The organism is Marinobacter sp. EN3, assembly GCF_000475315.1.
In the GTDB taxonomy this organism is placed as follows: Bacteria; Pseudomonadota; Gammaproteobacteria; order Pseudomonadales; family Oleiphilaceae; genus Marinobacter; species Marinobacter nauticus.
In genome coordinates this window covers 58,626-73,691 of sequence record NZ_AXCC01000017.1, presented here as the reverse complement: position 1 = coordinate 73,691, position 15,066 = coordinate 58,626, and the positions used below count along the sequence as shown (strand labels likewise).

Annotated in this window: 10 protein-coding genes; all 10 read right to left on the bottom strand. The window is 61.8% G+C overall.

Annotation, left to right across the window (positions count from 1 at the left end; translation table 11 throughout):
• The coding region (tssI, locus tag Q675_RS25460; protein ID WP_036193126.1) for a type VI secretion system tip protein TssI/VgrG at nucleotides 1–765 on the bottom strand (765 nt) is incomplete at its 3' end.
• A gap of 103 nt (nucleotides 766–868) precedes the next feature.
• A complete protein-coding gene (tssM, locus tag Q675_RS25455) occupies nucleotides 869–4,462 on the bottom strand; it encodes a type VI secretion system membrane subunit TssM (protein WP_031211195.1) in 3,594 nt (1,197 codons plus the stop codon).
• Between the two features lie 27 nt (nucleotides 4,463–4,489).
• Nucleotides 4,490–5,938, bottom strand: a complete 1,449-nt coding sequence (gene tssA / locus Q675_RS25450; RefSeq protein WP_023010928.1) for a type VI secretion system protein TssA — start codon at nucleotides 5,936–5,938, stop codon at nucleotides 4,490–4,492.
• 11 nt (nucleotides 5,939–5,949) lie between these two features.
• Nucleotides 5,950–6,585 (bottom strand): type VI secretion system-associated protein VasI, encoded by a 636-nt coding sequence (gene vasI, locus Q675_RS25445; RefSeq protein ID WP_023010927.1) that lies wholly within the window; start codon nucleotides 6,583–6,585, stop codon nucleotides 5,950–5,952.
• Nucleotides 6,582–8,147, bottom strand: a complete 1,566-nt coding sequence (locus Q675_RS25440; RefSeq protein WP_023010926.1) for a sigma-54 interaction domain-containing protein — start codon at nucleotides 8,145–8,147, stop codon at nucleotides 6,582–6,584. Before Q675_RS25440 ends, vasI begins: the two co-directional genes overlap by 4 nt.
• A gap of 256 nt (nucleotides 8,148–8,403) precedes the next feature.
• A complete protein-coding gene (gene tssH, locus Q675_RS25435; protein ID WP_081698847.1) occupies nucleotides 8,404–11,091 on the bottom strand; it encodes a type VI secretion system ATPase TssH in 2,688 nt (895 codons plus the stop codon).
• Entirely contained in the window at nucleotides 11,057–11,878 is an 822-nt protein-coding gene (icmH, locus tag Q675_RS25430; RefSeq protein WP_023010924.1) for a type IVB secretion system protein IcmH/DotU, read from the bottom strand. Before icmH ends, tssH begins: the two co-directional genes overlap by 35 nt.
• Before the next feature lie 3 nt (nucleotides 11,879–11,881).
• Entirely contained in the window at nucleotides 11,882–13,216 is a 1,335-nt protein-coding gene (gene tssK / locus Q675_RS25425) for a type VI secretion system baseplate subunit TssK (RefSeq protein ID WP_014422964.1), read from the bottom strand.
• Entirely contained in the window at nucleotides 13,216–13,749 is a 534-nt protein-coding gene (gene tssJ / locus Q675_RS25420; protein WP_011787131.1) for a type VI secretion system lipoprotein TssJ, read from the bottom strand. Before tssJ ends, tssK begins: the two co-directional genes overlap by 1 nt.
• On the bottom strand, nucleotides 13,746–15,056 hold the full coding sequence (gene tagH / locus Q675_RS25415) for a type VI secretion system-associated FHA domain protein TagH (protein ID WP_031211193.1): 1,311 nt from the start codon (nucleotides 15,054–15,056) through the stop codon (nucleotides 13,746–13,748). The genes tssJ and tagH overlap by 4 nt, the downstream gene beginning before the upstream one ends.
• Nucleotides 15,057–15,066 lie beyond the last annotated feature (10 nt).

The following is a 15,066-nucleotide window of genomic DNA, read 5'->3' as shown; positions in this document are numbered from 1 at the left end:
TTCCCGGTGGTTAACACCGCCAGCATTTTGTTCATGCATCAGGGCGTAGGCGGGGTTCTTGAAGGTGTAGTCCTTCATGGCCACGGAGGCGGCTTTGACCCGTTCTTCGTAGGCGAACTGGAACACGCAGGCCTGCTGGGTGCTGCCACCGGCTTTGGTGTTGCAGGTGACCGGGTCCAGTTTCGGGGCGTCGCCGTGGTGGTCGGCGAGAATCAGTGCCGGTTGTTCTTCACCATCCACGCTGCCGTGCTGGTAGCGGTAGTGCCAGCCTTCTTCGGCGGCCAGGCGTTCCAGGAACTGCAGGTCGGTTTCCCGGTGCTGGACGCAGTATTCCCGTTCTTCCGGTGGGCGTTTGAAGTCGAAGATGGAGTCCACAATGCCCCGCTCTTCGAGCAGGGTGCGCACGATGGCGTCGGTGGTCTGGGTCTGGAAGATGCGGCTGTTGTGCATCAGGCCCAGGCGCCACAGGGGCGGCTGGATGACGACTTCGTAGCGGGTGCGGCGGTGGCCGGTGTCGCCTCGCATAAATTCGTTCACCACGCCGGTAAATCGGCGCAGGGGCTGGCCGTCCTGCCACACCAACAGGTCTACCGGCTGTTCCAGTACATCGGCGGCGGCCACATCCGGGTCGGTGCTGGCCAGTTGCAACCGGCCATGGAACAGATCGGACAGCCGTTCGGTCAGCGCGAAGCCGACAACAACAAAGTGGTCCGAGGGGAATTCGCCTACACGGGCGGTGAACTGCAATCCGCTTGCCTGGGGCATGACTTCGATCCCTGAAGATTGAATGTATCCGTTTTCAGCCTGCGCCATCCGGGTGCCGGCTCCCGCCAACCCGGGCACACATACCCGGGCGACGGAACACAGTTTAATACAAGCTGCGGGGTATGCGGTACCCTGAGAGCAATTGCTCTGTGAACGGGTTGGTATTGCTGGCCGCGTGCAGGCGATAACGCATTTCCCCGTCATCCACCGTGAACTTCACGTCCACCGCATTGCTGCTGACACCGGTAATGTCCGCTTTACCCAGCAACCGGAACAGTGCCCAGGGGCCGCTCTCGGAGATGCTCCGGGGCGATCGGTTAACCTGAATCGGCACCAGCGTTACCCGGCTCTCCACGGTGTCCCGCAGGGTGTTTGGCCATACCAGCGGAATGCTCTGGCTGGGGCCATGGGAAAACTCCACCAGCTGGCCATCGATGTTCACCACCGAGCGACGTTTGTTGTTGCTGAGGTTCAGGGGTTCCAGCGCGAATTCCACATCCAGCGTACCGCTGCGGGTAAAGAACGCCTGGCGAATCTGCCGGGCACGGTCCAGCGCAGCAACCACGTCCCGGCGCACCAGGCTGGCCCGGCGGGCATCACCCACATGTTCCGGATGGTCTTCCAGGAACAGCTTCAGGTTGTCGTTGTAGAAGGTTTCCAGAATACCGTCCGGCGCGAAGAAGCGCTCGAAGTCCTGCAGCGCGGCATCACGTCCTGCCCCCTGGGTAAACGGATAATGCCGGGCCAGGTTCTGCTGGAATGGCTGGTAAACCTCGCGATACCAGTCACGCTCCAACTGGGCCACCGCACTGTCCAGAACCACCCGCCAGCTTTCGGTGGCCAGGCGGTTCAGTATCCGGTTCAGGGGTTCCGGCTGATGACCCGCCATGCGTTGCAGGGTGAAGATAGGGTCGGCGCCCTGCAGGCCCATGCGAGCACGAGCGGCACTGAGGGCGGCTTTGCCGGTATCCGGGGATTCCTGGATGTTTCGCATGTATTCATGCAGCTCACCCACAACCAGCATGACTTCCTCCAGCCCAGACGGCTCCTCACCCTGCTTGCGGGTAAGCTGGTTCAGATCACTGAACTGGCGCTCGATGTCCTGCAGCATGCGGTAATGGGGAGATTGCTCAAGCAACTTGCGTGCGGCTTCCGCTTCGCCTTCACCTACCGGAATCAGGCGGGTGTTTTCCCGCACCTGCGCCAGCAATCGGGCCAGTGGCTGATGGCCGCTGGTCAGGCTGTCGAGAATACGAACGCCGTGGTTGAGATCCTCAAACCGATGGATATCCAGTCGGCTCAGCGCTGTGCGCCAGGCCTCGGCATAGTGCTCGGCGTACAGCGTTTGCAGGCTGGCCAGCAGTTCGGCTTCATCGGCCTTGCTGAAATCAACATCATCCCGACGGCCCAGCACCCAGGCGTCAATCAAGGCCAGTTCGGTGACCGATCCGGATTCCCGAAGGAACCATTTTTCCAGTCCCTCCCGGGTCAACAACGCTGGTATCGAGAGTGGATCCTCAGCAGACGGCACATCCTCGGCAAGCGGCTCGCCGTAACTGTCCAGGCGTGTGAACACGGTCGAGAACGCCGGGCCGGAGCTGCGGGCCAGTTCCAGTGGGGTCGGGAAATCACGGCTGGCCTCATTCTCCAGCTCGCGGTATACGCGGTCTGAGGTGCTGATACGACCAAGCTCGTGCTGTGCCCATTCAACACTGCTGCGGAAGGGCGCCAGAGCCATAGTGGCGGTTGGGTCGCCGTTGGCTGCCAGGTCCGACAGGTCGGTGTGGGCCATGGCGTATTGCAGGTGCCCATACAGGCGATTCTGCACATCGCGCTGGCCGGGGAAACGGGCCTGCCAGTATTCACGCATGTAACCGGACACGATGTCGGTACGGCGGCCGCTGGCATCGTAAAGCATCCGCAGCACGCGCAGGTGTTCGAGCCGCTCAGTGCTGTTATCCGGGGCCTGGCCCATTTCCTCCATCACACCAAACATCAGCGCAGGCAGGTATTGATAGGCCAACATGTTCAGGTAGGCCTTATCCACTTCCGGGCCCACCTTGTGCCCCTGGTACAGCCCCATATCAGTCACCAGCGGCCACTCCTTGCGGTAATCGCCGAAGGCCAGCGTGGCATCCCGCAGCTCATCCAGCGGTTGCAGCAGATTACGTCCGGTGGTGTCCGGCTCGTAGCCAACCGGCTGCCAGTCGTTCAGATAGCTTTTCACCCGGTTTTCCACCTGGGCGGCCGCTTCGGCATTCTGGAGAAAATAGTGCTGCCAGCCCGCCGTCATGCCCGCACCGGCGGCCAGAGCCACCACGGCGGCAACGGCCACCCGACGATGACGCTGGCGCACCACCCGCCGGTTATCCCCGGCCAGGCCCGCCTCCGGATAGATGATTTCGGGGAACAGCCCCTTGGTGAACAGGCTCGCAGACTGGCCACCACGCTGGGCCGGCTGAATCGGGTCGGACATCTGGTAGTTCCGGGCAGCAGCGGAGACAAAGGCGTCCTCGGGCACACCTTCCTGCAACACCGAGGTGAAGTAGGTGCCGCGTACCAGTGCCGGTGTGGAGAAGGCATCCGCCGACAGCAAATCCGTCAGGAACTGCTCCATGGCCGGCTTCAGGCCCGCCAACTGGCGGGTGAACGAATAAGCCGCCGCCCGTTCTTCGTTATCACGGGTGTTGGCCAGCACGTCCGGCAGGCGTTCGGTGAGCTCATCCACCATATCGGCGTAACGCTCGGCAAACTGTTCCAGCCACTGGTCCTGATCCTGCTGGCCGTCCAGCCTGAAGGTGAACCCCAGGGCCTTGTCCTTCTCCGCCTTGCTGAGAGTACGGACAAACGGCGCAAACCCGTACATCAGGTCCATCTTGGTGAAAGTCACATACACCGGCAGCCGGGACCCAAGCTGTTCCATCAGCTCCCGCAGGCGGGTGCGCAGCAGGATGGCGTGGGCTTCACGCTGTCGTTCGTTGGCGGCGCTCAGGCGCGCAAGATCCACAGCCAGGATAACGCCATTGAGCGGCCGCTGGGGCCGGCTGCGTTCCAGCCAGGCGATAAAGTGGTTCCACAGCCGGCTCTGGATTTCGCCGGTGGCGCCCTCACCCTGGTTCTGGCTCAGCAGTTCGCCATCCGGGTCGATCAGGACACCGTTGTCGCCAATCCACCAGTCAAAACTGAACGGGTTACGGTCGCCCCGGTTGTTACGGGTGACGTTGGTCAGGGTATAGGTTTGCCCGGCACGCTGAATCAGGCTGGTCTTACCGGCATCTTCCAGGCCCATCACCAGATACCAGGGCAGACGGTACAGGCCCTTGCGACCCGGCAGATTGCTTTTCAACGCCTGCAGCTGGCGGTCCAGCAGCCGCTGTTGGCGACGCTCCATGGGCAGAATCGGGTCTTCCTGCTCCCGCTGCTCCTCGGCCTTGGCCTTGTTCACTTTACCCAGGCGACGGGCCAGCATGGTACCCCAGACCATCACCACCAGCAGGACCACCCCGAGGGTGACCAGAGCACGCATCTGCCAGGCCATCAACGGGTAGTCGCCGTTGATTTCCAGGCGTGGCCCCAGCCACCAGGTGGCTACCAGCAGGGCAATTACCCCCAGAGCCAGGGTGACGGGGGCGGCGCTGCGGATGTAGGGCAGAAGCCAACGACCAATGAGTAATGCTTTTCTCCACATGGTTTCCATTCCTGCGTTCGTTGCGTCTTGCGGGCGTTACGCCAGTCGTTCCAGTTGTTTTATAAGAGCCGGTTCCCAGTCATCGAGAACCCGCCCCTGGATCTGATTTTTCAGATCCTGAATCTGTTCGGCGGCCAGGGCTTTCAGGCCGGTTTCCTTGAGCAGCCGGGCCGTGGCCAGGCGCCAGTAGAAGCGCTCGCGCGGCTCCCGGGCATCGGCCAGACCCTGCTCCAGCAGTTCCATGGCCGGCGCCAGTTTGTTCTGCCGCACCAGCTCAAGCGCACCGTCGAATGCCTGCTCCCAGGGGTTGGCACCTACGCCCGTTCCTTTGCCAGCCGCGGGGGCTGTGTGCAACCAATCTGCACCATCGTCACTGAGAAACGGTGTGCCATCGTTGAAGGTGAGCTCGGCCAGTTGCGGCAGGCGGTCGACAAACGCTTTCAGGGCTTCCCGTATGGCCTCCGCGCAATCGGTATTGCCAAGGGCCATGGCCGCCCGGGCGCTGAGCCAGTGGCCATCGAGCCAGAACGGGCTGACCGACAGGCTTTGTTCAATGCGCTGCCAAAGTTCCAGGTCCGGTGTTTTCTCCAGAGCTTCCTTGTACTCGGCCACCCGGTCTGCGCTGACGGCGGCCAGATCTGTGCGCTTGCCATCCCGGGTTGGCGGCAGGCTGGTGATACTCTGCCAGATGGCATACCGACGCATCCGGTAGCCCAGGGCGTTGTCCGGTTCGCTGCTGGTCAGCAGTTCGGCGACCTTGAGCAGACTCTGTCGGGTCGCACGCTCATTACTTGGGTCCAGTGTCAGGTTGCCCAGCGACGCGGCCGTAGTGTTGGAACTGGCCGAGCTGGAGGGCGATGAGCTGGCCGTGGTCTCCCGTTTGTTTGTCGGGGTGTTTTCAGACGCCGTCCGGGGCGCGGTGGCCTGGTCCGGCTTGGGCAGCTTTTCCACGGCCCGCTTCAGGTCGAACAGGGCGTCGTCAGGTAAATCCCGGTCTTTGGCCTGGGTATCCAGTTTCTCAACCAGATCCAGACAGAACTGACGACCATCTCCTACGCTGGCATCAAAGTTCAGGCTCTCAACCGCTTTAAGGGCCCGCTGCAGCATCTGCGTAAACAGCATCTTGCGAGCCCGCTGCCCCTTGGCACCGGGATAGGGCCAGGCGTTTTCCCACCAGTCGTCCAGCACCCGATGCAGCAGGTACAGCGACAGGGCAAACCGTTCACCATCGCCGCCGCGTTGCAGGCTGAGCATGACAAAACCCAGCACCTTGAGGTCCTTGCTGCGATCCGCCAGCAGTTTCAGTGCTTCGCTTTCAACCTTGTGCCAGTCGATGTCGTTGTGGGCCAGCGAGCCCACTTTCATGATCTCGTCTTCGAGAAACTCCAGCGTGCTGTCTTCAGCCAGGCTTTCGCCTACCCCGGTGTCACCCGGAATCGGGTTCAGTACCTGATCCACGTAAGGATGCTGTTCAATCACCTGCATGCCATCACTCCTTACCAGCCACAGGCCTGGCGCAAAGGCTTGATCGCCTCAGCAAAGCCGTTGAGATCAAACAGCAGGCCATCAAGCTCCCGAACCCCCGCCTGCAGGCGCACATCCGGCTGGTTGACCACATCCAGTACGGTGCGGATAGCGGGCAGGCCGCGACCCGCGCTGACCACCAAACCTTCATCCCGAACCCGCCAGTGTGCCCGATGGGGCCCCAGAGTTACGTCCACTCGCTCGCGATCCAGTGGCTCCGGCAGCATGATGGCCAGCTCGGTGATGTTGTTGTGGCACTGCAGCGACAGCACCGGGCGTGGAGGTTTTACCCCGAGCGCGGTCACCGTCACCAGGTGACCCGCCGCGCTGCCGGTGTCGCGATAGACCACCCCGCCGGCATCGTTCCCGCTGGCCTGTGCAAACACCCGGCGCCAGCGCTCAGACTGGTTCACCAATGCCGGATGCTGGCCGGCCTCGTACTGCGCCAACGGCGTACCGAACACCTCATCAAAACAGGCCAGACGTTCCAGCCGGTTCGGTTGTTCAGTGCAGGCCCCGGCTTCCGCCAGGCGGGTATCGGCCCAACTGCTGGCACTCACCAGCAGAAGGACCATCAAGGGCAATCGGTGCAGGTCTTTCAGGGTCATACGTCGGTTACCTGATACTTCAAACATTTATGGGCCAGTGTGCGTTTTGGCAGGCCCAGGCTTTCCGCGGCCTGGGCGCGATTGCCGCCATACTGGCGCAGACGTTCGCGGATGATGGCGGCCTCAAAGGCCTGGGCGGCGGCTTTCAGGTCGCGGATATCATCGGCCGAAGGTACGCCCGGGATGGTTTTGGCTTCCACGAAGGCCATGGTCGACTCCGGGGAGTCGGCAAACAGATCGTCCAGGCGCAGGACTTCCGGCTGAATGTCGTCACCGGCCGGGGTCTGCAGACAGGCCAGTTCGATGATGTTGCGCAGTTCCCGGACATTGCCCGGGAAGTGGTAGTCGGCCAGCGCACTCAGGGCATGGCTGCTGATGCCCAGCGGGCCACTGCCCTCGCGCTCGGTGTAGAGCCGGATGAAGTGACGGCTGAGCGCTTCCAGATCTTCACTGCGTTCCCGCAGTGGCAGAACGCGCAGGGGAAACTGGCTGAGGCGGTAGAACAGGTCACGCCTGAACCGGCCATCCTCAATGCCCTCCTGAAGCGGCTGATGGGTGGCCGCCACCAGGCGGAAATCCGAATGTTGCTCTTCCCTGGCGCCCAATGGCCGGAACTGTCGGCTTTCCAGCACCCGCAACAATTTGGATTGCAGTGCCATGGGCATATCGCCAATCTCATCCAGAAACAGGGTGCCGCCGTTGGCCTGGGCCAGCAGGCCTTCTTTGGCCTGGTCGGCACCGGAGAAGGCACCCTTGGTGTGACCAAACAGTTCACTCTCCAGCAAGGTGTCCGGGATGGCGGCACAGTTGACCACCACCAGAGGCCCACTGGCACGGTCGGACATATCGTGGATGCCCCGGGCCACTACATCTTTGCCACAACCGGTTTCGCCCTGAATCAGCACAGACAGCTGGCTGCCAGCCGCTCGCACCACCTGGGCCCGGAGGTGGGTCATGGCTTCGGAATTGCCAACCAGGGTATAGGCTAACTGGCTGCAGCGCTGGCGCAGGCTTTCGGCATCGTGCAGGTGGTCCAGGGAGCGCTTGAGCAGCCGCCGTTGCCACACCTGGTCACGGGTTTGCAGCTGGCTGATCCATTGATGCACCAGCAGTTGCTTCAGGCCGCTGTACAGTGGCTGCGTAACGATGCCCTGCCAGTCAGGATGGTCGCCGCACAACACGAGCATGCCGAGGGTGCGGCCATCTTCGCCCTTTAATGGCTCCAGCCAGAAGCTTCTTGGGCGGCCACTAAGTTCCAGGAGCGTCTGGAAGCCGGCATGATCCAGGCGATAGCTGGCAGCACGGGTGAGTTCCCGCGGCTGGCCTGTCTGCAGCACGTGGGCAAAGGGGTGGCTGAAGTCGTTACAATCAAACTCGCCCGCTTCGTCCAGTTTGCTGCAGTGCAGGGTCCGGCCGCTGAGGTCGAGTTCCAGCGCCCAGCACTTGCTGAGCCCGAAGGCGCTTTCGAGTTGGCGGGTGGCGGTGTTCAACAGCGCTGGCAATGTGTCCTGTTTGATCAGTGCCACCGCCAGATCGATGCCGGTGTGCAGTTCCTTCTGCATCCTTCCCATGCTTTCATTCCCAGAATAATTACTTAGGAGATCGTCGCCCGCGCATCCTGCGGAGTGGCTTTCCAAAACACGCTGTGAATACATCCTTGTACGCTCCCTCATCGCTCGCCGCCCGCACACCGTGGGGTTGAGCTTTCCAAAACACGCCGTGAATACATCCCTGTAGGCTCCGCTCCGCCATCCATGGCTCCGCAGGGTTTTGGAAAGCTCAACCCCACGGTGCACTACGATTCAGGAGGCCTCCAGGCTAAGCGACGGTTCCTGTAAATCTGTTTTCTTCCACACCCAGTTTCACCTTCGTCACCGGCTCCCTGGCCGCCAGTTTTTCCAGCAACGCCAGCGACACCGGTGGCAGCAGTTCGCCTTCGATGATCGACTCCAGCATCCGCGCGCCGTTTTCACTTCTGGTGGCGCGGCTGCGGATGGCTTCGACCAGGCCGTCTTCCAGTTCCACCTCGGTGTGGTAGCGAGCTTGAATCTGATCCGCCAGGCGCTGGAGTTTATCCTCAACGATGCGGTTGAGAGTGTCTTCACCCAGCGGCAGGTAGGGCACCACTTCCATCCGCGCCAGCAATGCCGGCTTGAAGAAGTTGGCCAGTTCCGGGTACAGGGCTTCTTCGATTTTCTCCGGCTCTTCGGCGTGGTTGACGATGGTCTGGAAGCCGAGGTTGGAGGTCAGGAAAAAGACCACGTTTTTGCAGTCGATCAACCGGCCTTCGCCGTCGGCCAGTTCGCCTTTGTCGAAAGCCTGGTAGAACAGGTTAAGCACTTCCGGGTGGGCTTTTTCGACTTCGTCGAGCAGCACCACGGAATAAGGCTTCTGGCGGATGGCTTCGGTGAGGATGCCCCCTTCTCCGAATCCGACGTAGCCTGGGGGCGAGCCGATCAGACGGGAGACAGTGTGTTTCTCCTGATATTCGGACATGTTGATGGTGGTGAGGAACTGGCGGCCGCCGTAGAGCAGTTCGGCCAGTTGCACCACGGTTTCGGTTTTGCCGACGCCGCTGGGGCCTACCAGCAGGAAGGCGCCCATGGGGCGACCCGGCCGGCGCAAGTCGGCGCGGGCGGTGAGCAGGTGCTGGTGCAGGCAGTCGATGGCGGTGTCCTGGCCTTTGATATGGGCCTGCAGGTACGCCGGCAGGTGGGTGATTTTTTCCAGCTCGTCGGTGGTCATGCGGTTGACCGGGATGCCGGTCCAGTCGGCGATGACTTCGGCCACCTGGCGGGCATCCACCCGGGCGTGTACCAACGGTTCGTCGGCCTGGAGTTCAGCCAATTCCTGTTCGATGGCGGCGGCTTCGCTTTTCAGGTCCGGGCGTTCTTCGTGGTCGCTCTCGGCCAACTCAACAGCAACGTCATCGGCGGTTTCGCCCTCGACATCCCCCGCCAACAGCTGTTCACGAATCTCGACCAGCCGGGCAACAAGCTCCCTCTGGTCATTCCAGCTTTGTTCCAGTGCTCCGGATTCGGCGGTCAGGTCAGCAATCTTCTGTTCCAGAGCCTGTTCCCGCTCGGCATCCACCTTCTGGCCAAGCGTGTGTTCCCGGCTCAGAAGCTCCTGTTCCATGGCCAGCTGGTGCAGTTCACTGCGCACGTGGCTGAGACGGCGTGGCGGTGTACTCAGGTTCAGGCTGACCCGGGCGCAGGCGGTATCGAGAACATCGATGGCCTTGTCCGGCAGCTGGCGACCGGCCAGGTAACGGGCGGACATTTCAGCGGCGGCTTTGAGGGCGCTGTCGGCGATCAGTACCTGATGGGCTTTTTCGTAGACCGTGCGCAGGCCACGGAGGATGTGGACTGCTTCGCCCGGCGTTGGCTCGTCCAGGGCCACCGGTTGGAACCGGCGGCTGAGAGCCGGGTCTTTTTCGAAGTATTTCTTGTACTCGCGCCAGGTGGTGGCAGCGATGGTGCGCAGTTCGCCACGGGCCAGGGCTGGCTTCAGCAGGTTGGCAGCGTCGGAGCCACCTTCGCTGTTACCCGCACCGATCAGGGTGTGAGCTTCGTCGATGAACAGGATGATCGGGGTCGCCGAACCTTTCACGGCTTCGATCACGCCCTTCAGGCGTTTTTCAAACTCGCCCTTCACCGAGGCACCGGCCTGCAGGGCACCCATGTCCAGGGTCCAGAGTTCGACGTTCTTCAGGCGGTCCGGCACGTCGCCGTTGACGATGCGCAGGGCCAGGCCCTCCACCACGGCGCTTTTGCCCACGCCAGCGTCGCCCACCACGATGGGGTTGTTCTTGCGGCGACGGCAGAGGATATCGATCATCTGATCGATCTCGGCATCGCGACACACCACGGGGTCCAGTTTGTCTTCCCGGGCCAGCTTGGTGAAGTCGGAGGCATAACGTTTGAGCGGGTCCATATCGGCTTCAACCGCTGGCCTGGCACCACCGCTTTCCGTCAGCTGCGGACGCTCCACAGAACCCTCGGTTACCCGATCAAACTGCTTGCGCAGCTGTTCCCGGTTGATGTCCACCAGCGCCTGCGCCACCCGGGGCATCAGGTAGCGATCGGCGTTCATCAGCAGGGCCAGAAACACCGCGCCGGAACGCAGTTCGGTATGGCCGAGTTCGGTGGAGGCCAGCAGCCAGGCGTCCTGCATCAGTTCTACCAGCAGCGGCGAGAACGACGGATACGGTTCGGCGGTCTGAGGTTCGCCGTTCAGGCTGTCACCCACCACGGGTTGCAGTTGCTGGTAGTTGATGCCGGTGTGTTCCAGAATCTGGCGCACATCCGAGAACGGCGTTTCCAGCAGTTTGAACAGCAGGTGCGCCGGGGTAATCTCGGCGCCCTGACGGCTGATGCACAGGGCCGCGGAGGCTTCCAGAGCCTGGCGTGAAATGTCGTTAAGGCGCCCGATCAGCGCCGGCAGTTCTACCCGAATCACAATGATGTCCTTATTTCGGTAGTTGTTCCAGAACGCTGAGCACATCCCTGATGCGTTCGTTCAGCGCCATGTTATAGAGCGAATAGATCCCGGCCATGGCCGCCACGAACAGGCCTCCAATAACCCACAAGGGCAGGCCGCTGCGCAGTCGGTTGCGGGCCGGCATCAGGTTTTCCGTGGCATCAGCCAGCGGCCGGCTGTCGCGGTCGCCACGCAGTTCGCGAAGCTGGTCATAGAGGCCACGAACCACCTGTTCGTATTCGTCCCGACCGTTTTCCATGACCTTGTAGCGACCCTCAAAACCCAGACACAGGCACAGATAGATGAACTCGAGCATGTCCCGGTAACGAGTCGGCTCTTTTTCCATGCGGGCCAGGATGGCAAACACCTTTTCGCCACCCCAGGTTTCGTTATGGAATCGGCTGAGTAGCGAATGCTGTGACCAGACGCTGTGGGCGCCCCAGTCGGTACCCAGCACAGCCTCGTCGATGAAGGCGCAAAGCACGTAGCGGTAGGCCACCACCGTGGGGCGCTCATAGCCCTGCTCCACCAGTTCCCGGTCAACGGCGGCGACTTCGTCCACTACCTGCTGGTACAGGGTTTCCACCTCGCGGAAATCCGCCAGTCGCCGCACCCGAATAACCAGTCCCAGCAGCGGGGTGGCGGCGTCAATCAGCCGGTTATCTTCCAGGCCACGAAGCTGGAAGCTGCTGTCATCGGATTCAACCGGCGACTGGCCGGCGCCGCTATCGGCAAACAAAAGGTCGCTGAATGCACGATCACCCGAATCCCTGGTGTTGTCTGGTCTGTCCATTACCGGTGCATCTGCCATGATTTAGCTCCTGATAGCCCAGAATTGCATCTCCAGCCCCGGGAAGCTGCCCGCCACGTGGAAGGCAAATCCACTGGCGTTGTCCAGCATCTGCCAGGCCTGGCTTTGATCGTCCAATCGGAAATACACAAAACCGGCGTGGTAGGGCAACTGACGCGGGGCCACCGGAAGTGCCGACAGTGGGATACCCGGCAGCTGGAGGCTGATGAGATCCCGAATCTTCTCCACGGAGGCCACCTTGCACTGCTGAACAAACTGTTTGCGCAGGTCGTCCAGTGGCATATCGGCTTTGACCGCCAGAATGAACTCGGCGTCGTTCATCAACTGGCCATCCTGAACCGGTGCGACGGTGAGTCCGTACTGGCGCTGCTGCAGGGCAATCGACAGCGCCCGGGGCTCCAGGACCGTGCTCAAGGCCTGCCGTAGAATCTGCATCAGCGGGCTGAAACAGCCTTCCGGCAGATCGTGATCGTAAGGGGTGAATTCCCTCGGCAAACGGCTTTCATCGGTAAAGGTGACCAGCTCGCCACACAGCTCCAGAAGCGCTTCGTACAGACGCTCCGGGTGCAGCTGACGCAGCCGTGCCAGGTGCATGAAACGCGGGTGCGCCCGGTTCAGCATCTGCAGCAGCATGAAATCCGAAACATCGGCGACACCGCCCTGCCCGGGCGCGCCCACCCGTTCGGCAATGTTGCGGGCCCGTTCCTGCATCAAACCCGCCATTTCACCGACAAAGCGCTGAAGCCTTGGCGCCGAGCGCACGCTGAGCATGGTCGGCAGGAAGTTCGGGTCCATTACCAGGCTGCCATCGGGGCGCTTTTCCAGAATCCGGCCAATGGCCAGTGCTGCATAGGCACTGCGGTCTTCCCGCTCCAGCATCAGGCGCGGAGCCACCCGCCCCACATCGATAGTGTGAGCATCGCCGTCAATGGAATGCAGATCCCGCACTTCCACCGGCTGCGCCTGGAACCGGCCGGCCACGGGCGCTTCCGGCCATTCGACTTCGGCCAGGCTATCGCTGCCCAGAGGTAAAGCCAGATAGACCACCTGGTTGGCCACCGAGGCATCGGTGATCTCCAGCGGCTCCGGCATCACGTCGTCCTGGGGCAGGTTGAACCGGGTTCCGTCCGGAAACAGTCCGGAGGCCCGCACCAGTCCGACCCGGCCAAAACTCAGGTATTCGGCATTGAGCTCCAGATCACTGAACCCGAACAGGTAGTCCGAGACGGCCAGCGCCCGTTCATTAATCTGGTGTTCCAGATAGCGTTGCTGTTGCTGGAAGTGCTGGGGTTTGATGAACAGCCCATCACTCCAGACCACTCGATTCGTGACTGCCATTAGCTTTCATCCGACCGTCTGAGTTGCACTTCACGTTCGCGCAGGTTCACCAGCAGGTGATACCGTCCGCCAATCGGGTCGACCTTCACCACTTTTTTCCACTGGGACAGGTTCGGGTAGGCGTAGAAGGCGATCACGGCGATGTAGCGGGTGTCGGTGCTGACCTCAAAGGGCTCGACAAATTTGAACTGGCCGGGCACGAGGCTGTAATCGCTATGGTCCACGTAGTTCTGGCCCAGAGAGTCCTCCAGGTCGTTCAACAGCTGGTCGAAATCGCCCGCCATCAGCAGCGAGCTGTCCCGCAATTCAATCACCTGAAACGCAATGGGGGTGGGTGCCAGGGATTCATTCGGGTTCACGTTCGGTTCCGCCAGCATGGTGAGATCCACCCGGCTGGGCAGATCTTCCGGGTAGCCAACAGGAATATCAGGATCCCAGAGCACCTTGGCGGTCTTGGTCACCGCGTTGTAAGGGGTGCTACACCCCGCCAGAATCAAAGCAACAACCAGCAAGCTCCATTTGCAGTACTTCACAACAGTTTCTCCCTCTGTAATTGGCGCAAGTGTTGGTCATAAGCCTGGTCGAACACTTCCTGGAACAGGCGTTCGAAACCCTGCTGACGACTGGATTTCAGTTCACGGTAATAGTGTTGGTACATATCCCAGGCCCAGCGGCCCTCGTCTTCGTTGTCCTGCAAACCACGGCGATAGCCGTGAAACCGGCGCAACAGGGCTTCCGGTGAGAAGGCGTGCAGAATGGCTTCCAGCGCCTCGCGAATGGCTTCCCGGGTGGCCTGCTGGTGGTGATTCAGGCTTTCCAGACTCTCACGGACAGCGGCGGGGGCCGACAGATGCACCGGGCTGCGCTGGGCTGCAAACAGGGTCTGAATGGTGTCCGGATAGTCGTTGGCCAGCCGCAGCGGGTTGTCCTCGATGGGCTGCAAGCGGGTGCGCAGCGCCTGGTGACGGCTGTCTTCGCCCTGATGCAGCGCCAGCAATCCTTCCACCGTTGCCTTCAGGGTCTGGCCGGCTTCCTCCAGAAACAGCCGCATTTCGTCGCTGTCGGCAAAATCAATATCCGCATCCAGCCCCCGGAGCAGTGGTGCACCACTGATGTGCTGGCGGCTGACCTCCCGCATGTTTCGTGTCGTTTCGGACATTCCCTGTCGTTCCTTATGCTCGCGTTGTGGGGTGACCGGCAGGCCCATGGCCACATCCCGGTTCTCCCGGTACTCATCGCTAACCTCAGCCGAACGGGCAAACCAGGCCTGGTCGCTGGCCAGCAGCTCGGGAGCCTCCTCGTCCGGGCGCGTCGGTTTTTGCTGCCAGGGCGCCAGCGGATCACAGCTGACCGGATCGCCGGCTGCCGGCTGCAAACCCTCCAGAGGCTCGCGACCTTCAGGCCGGCTCTGTTCGTTGGCGGCATGCCGCAAACCATTCTCGGGTGCATCCACCAGACCATGATCTTCGCGTGCGTCGTGGTCGGTTTCACCGACAGCCGCCGGGACGCCGGAGAGTTCGGCCCGTATCTGGTAGCGGCCTATGGTCACGGTGTCGCCGTGGCTCAGTCGGGCACGACGGCCCCGCCCCACAGGCTGACTGCTGCTGTTGATGTAGGTCCGGCCACTGCGATCAATCAGGCAGAAGCCACCGTCCAGGTAACGCACCTCGGCATGACCGGCGACAGCGCCGGTACGGTGAGGCGAAAGCTGCCAGCTGTCGCTGGCCGCGGTGCCGATGGAACCGCCACGGGTTCCGAAGCTATGTTCAATGCTGGCGCCACCACCGGTTTCCGTCGGGTTGGTGATCACTAATGTCAGTTCTGCTGCTTGTTGTGCCACGTCTCCGGCT

Bases quoted from the DNA above. Each gene is read 5' to 3' on its own strand.
- Q675_RS25440 (WP_023010926.1), bottom strand. From the start codon at position 8,147: ATGCAGAAGGAACTGCACACCGGCATCGATCTGGCGGTGGCACTGATC.
- tssK (WP_014422964.1), bottom strand. From the start codon at position 13,216: ATGGCAGTCACGAATCGAGTGGTCTGGAGTGATGGGCTGTTCATCAAA.
- icmH (WP_023010924.1), bottom strand. From the start codon at position 11,878: ATGGCAGATGCACCGGTAATGGACAGACCAGACAACACCAGGGATTCG.
- tssH (WP_081698847.1), bottom strand. From the start codon at position 11,091: ATGTGCTCAGCGTTCTGGAACAACTACCGAAATAAGGACATCATTGTG.
- tssA (WP_023010928.1), bottom strand. From the start codon at position 5,938: ATGCAGGTGATTGAACAGCATCCTTACGTGGATCAGGTACTGAACCCG.
- vasI (WP_023010927.1), bottom strand. From the start codon at position 6,585: ATGACCCTGAAAGACCTGCACCGATTGCCCTTGATGGTCCTTCTGCTG.
- tssM (WP_031211195.1), bottom strand. From the start codon at position 4,462: ATGGAAACCATGTGGAGAAAAGCATTACTCATTGGTCGTTGGCTTCTG.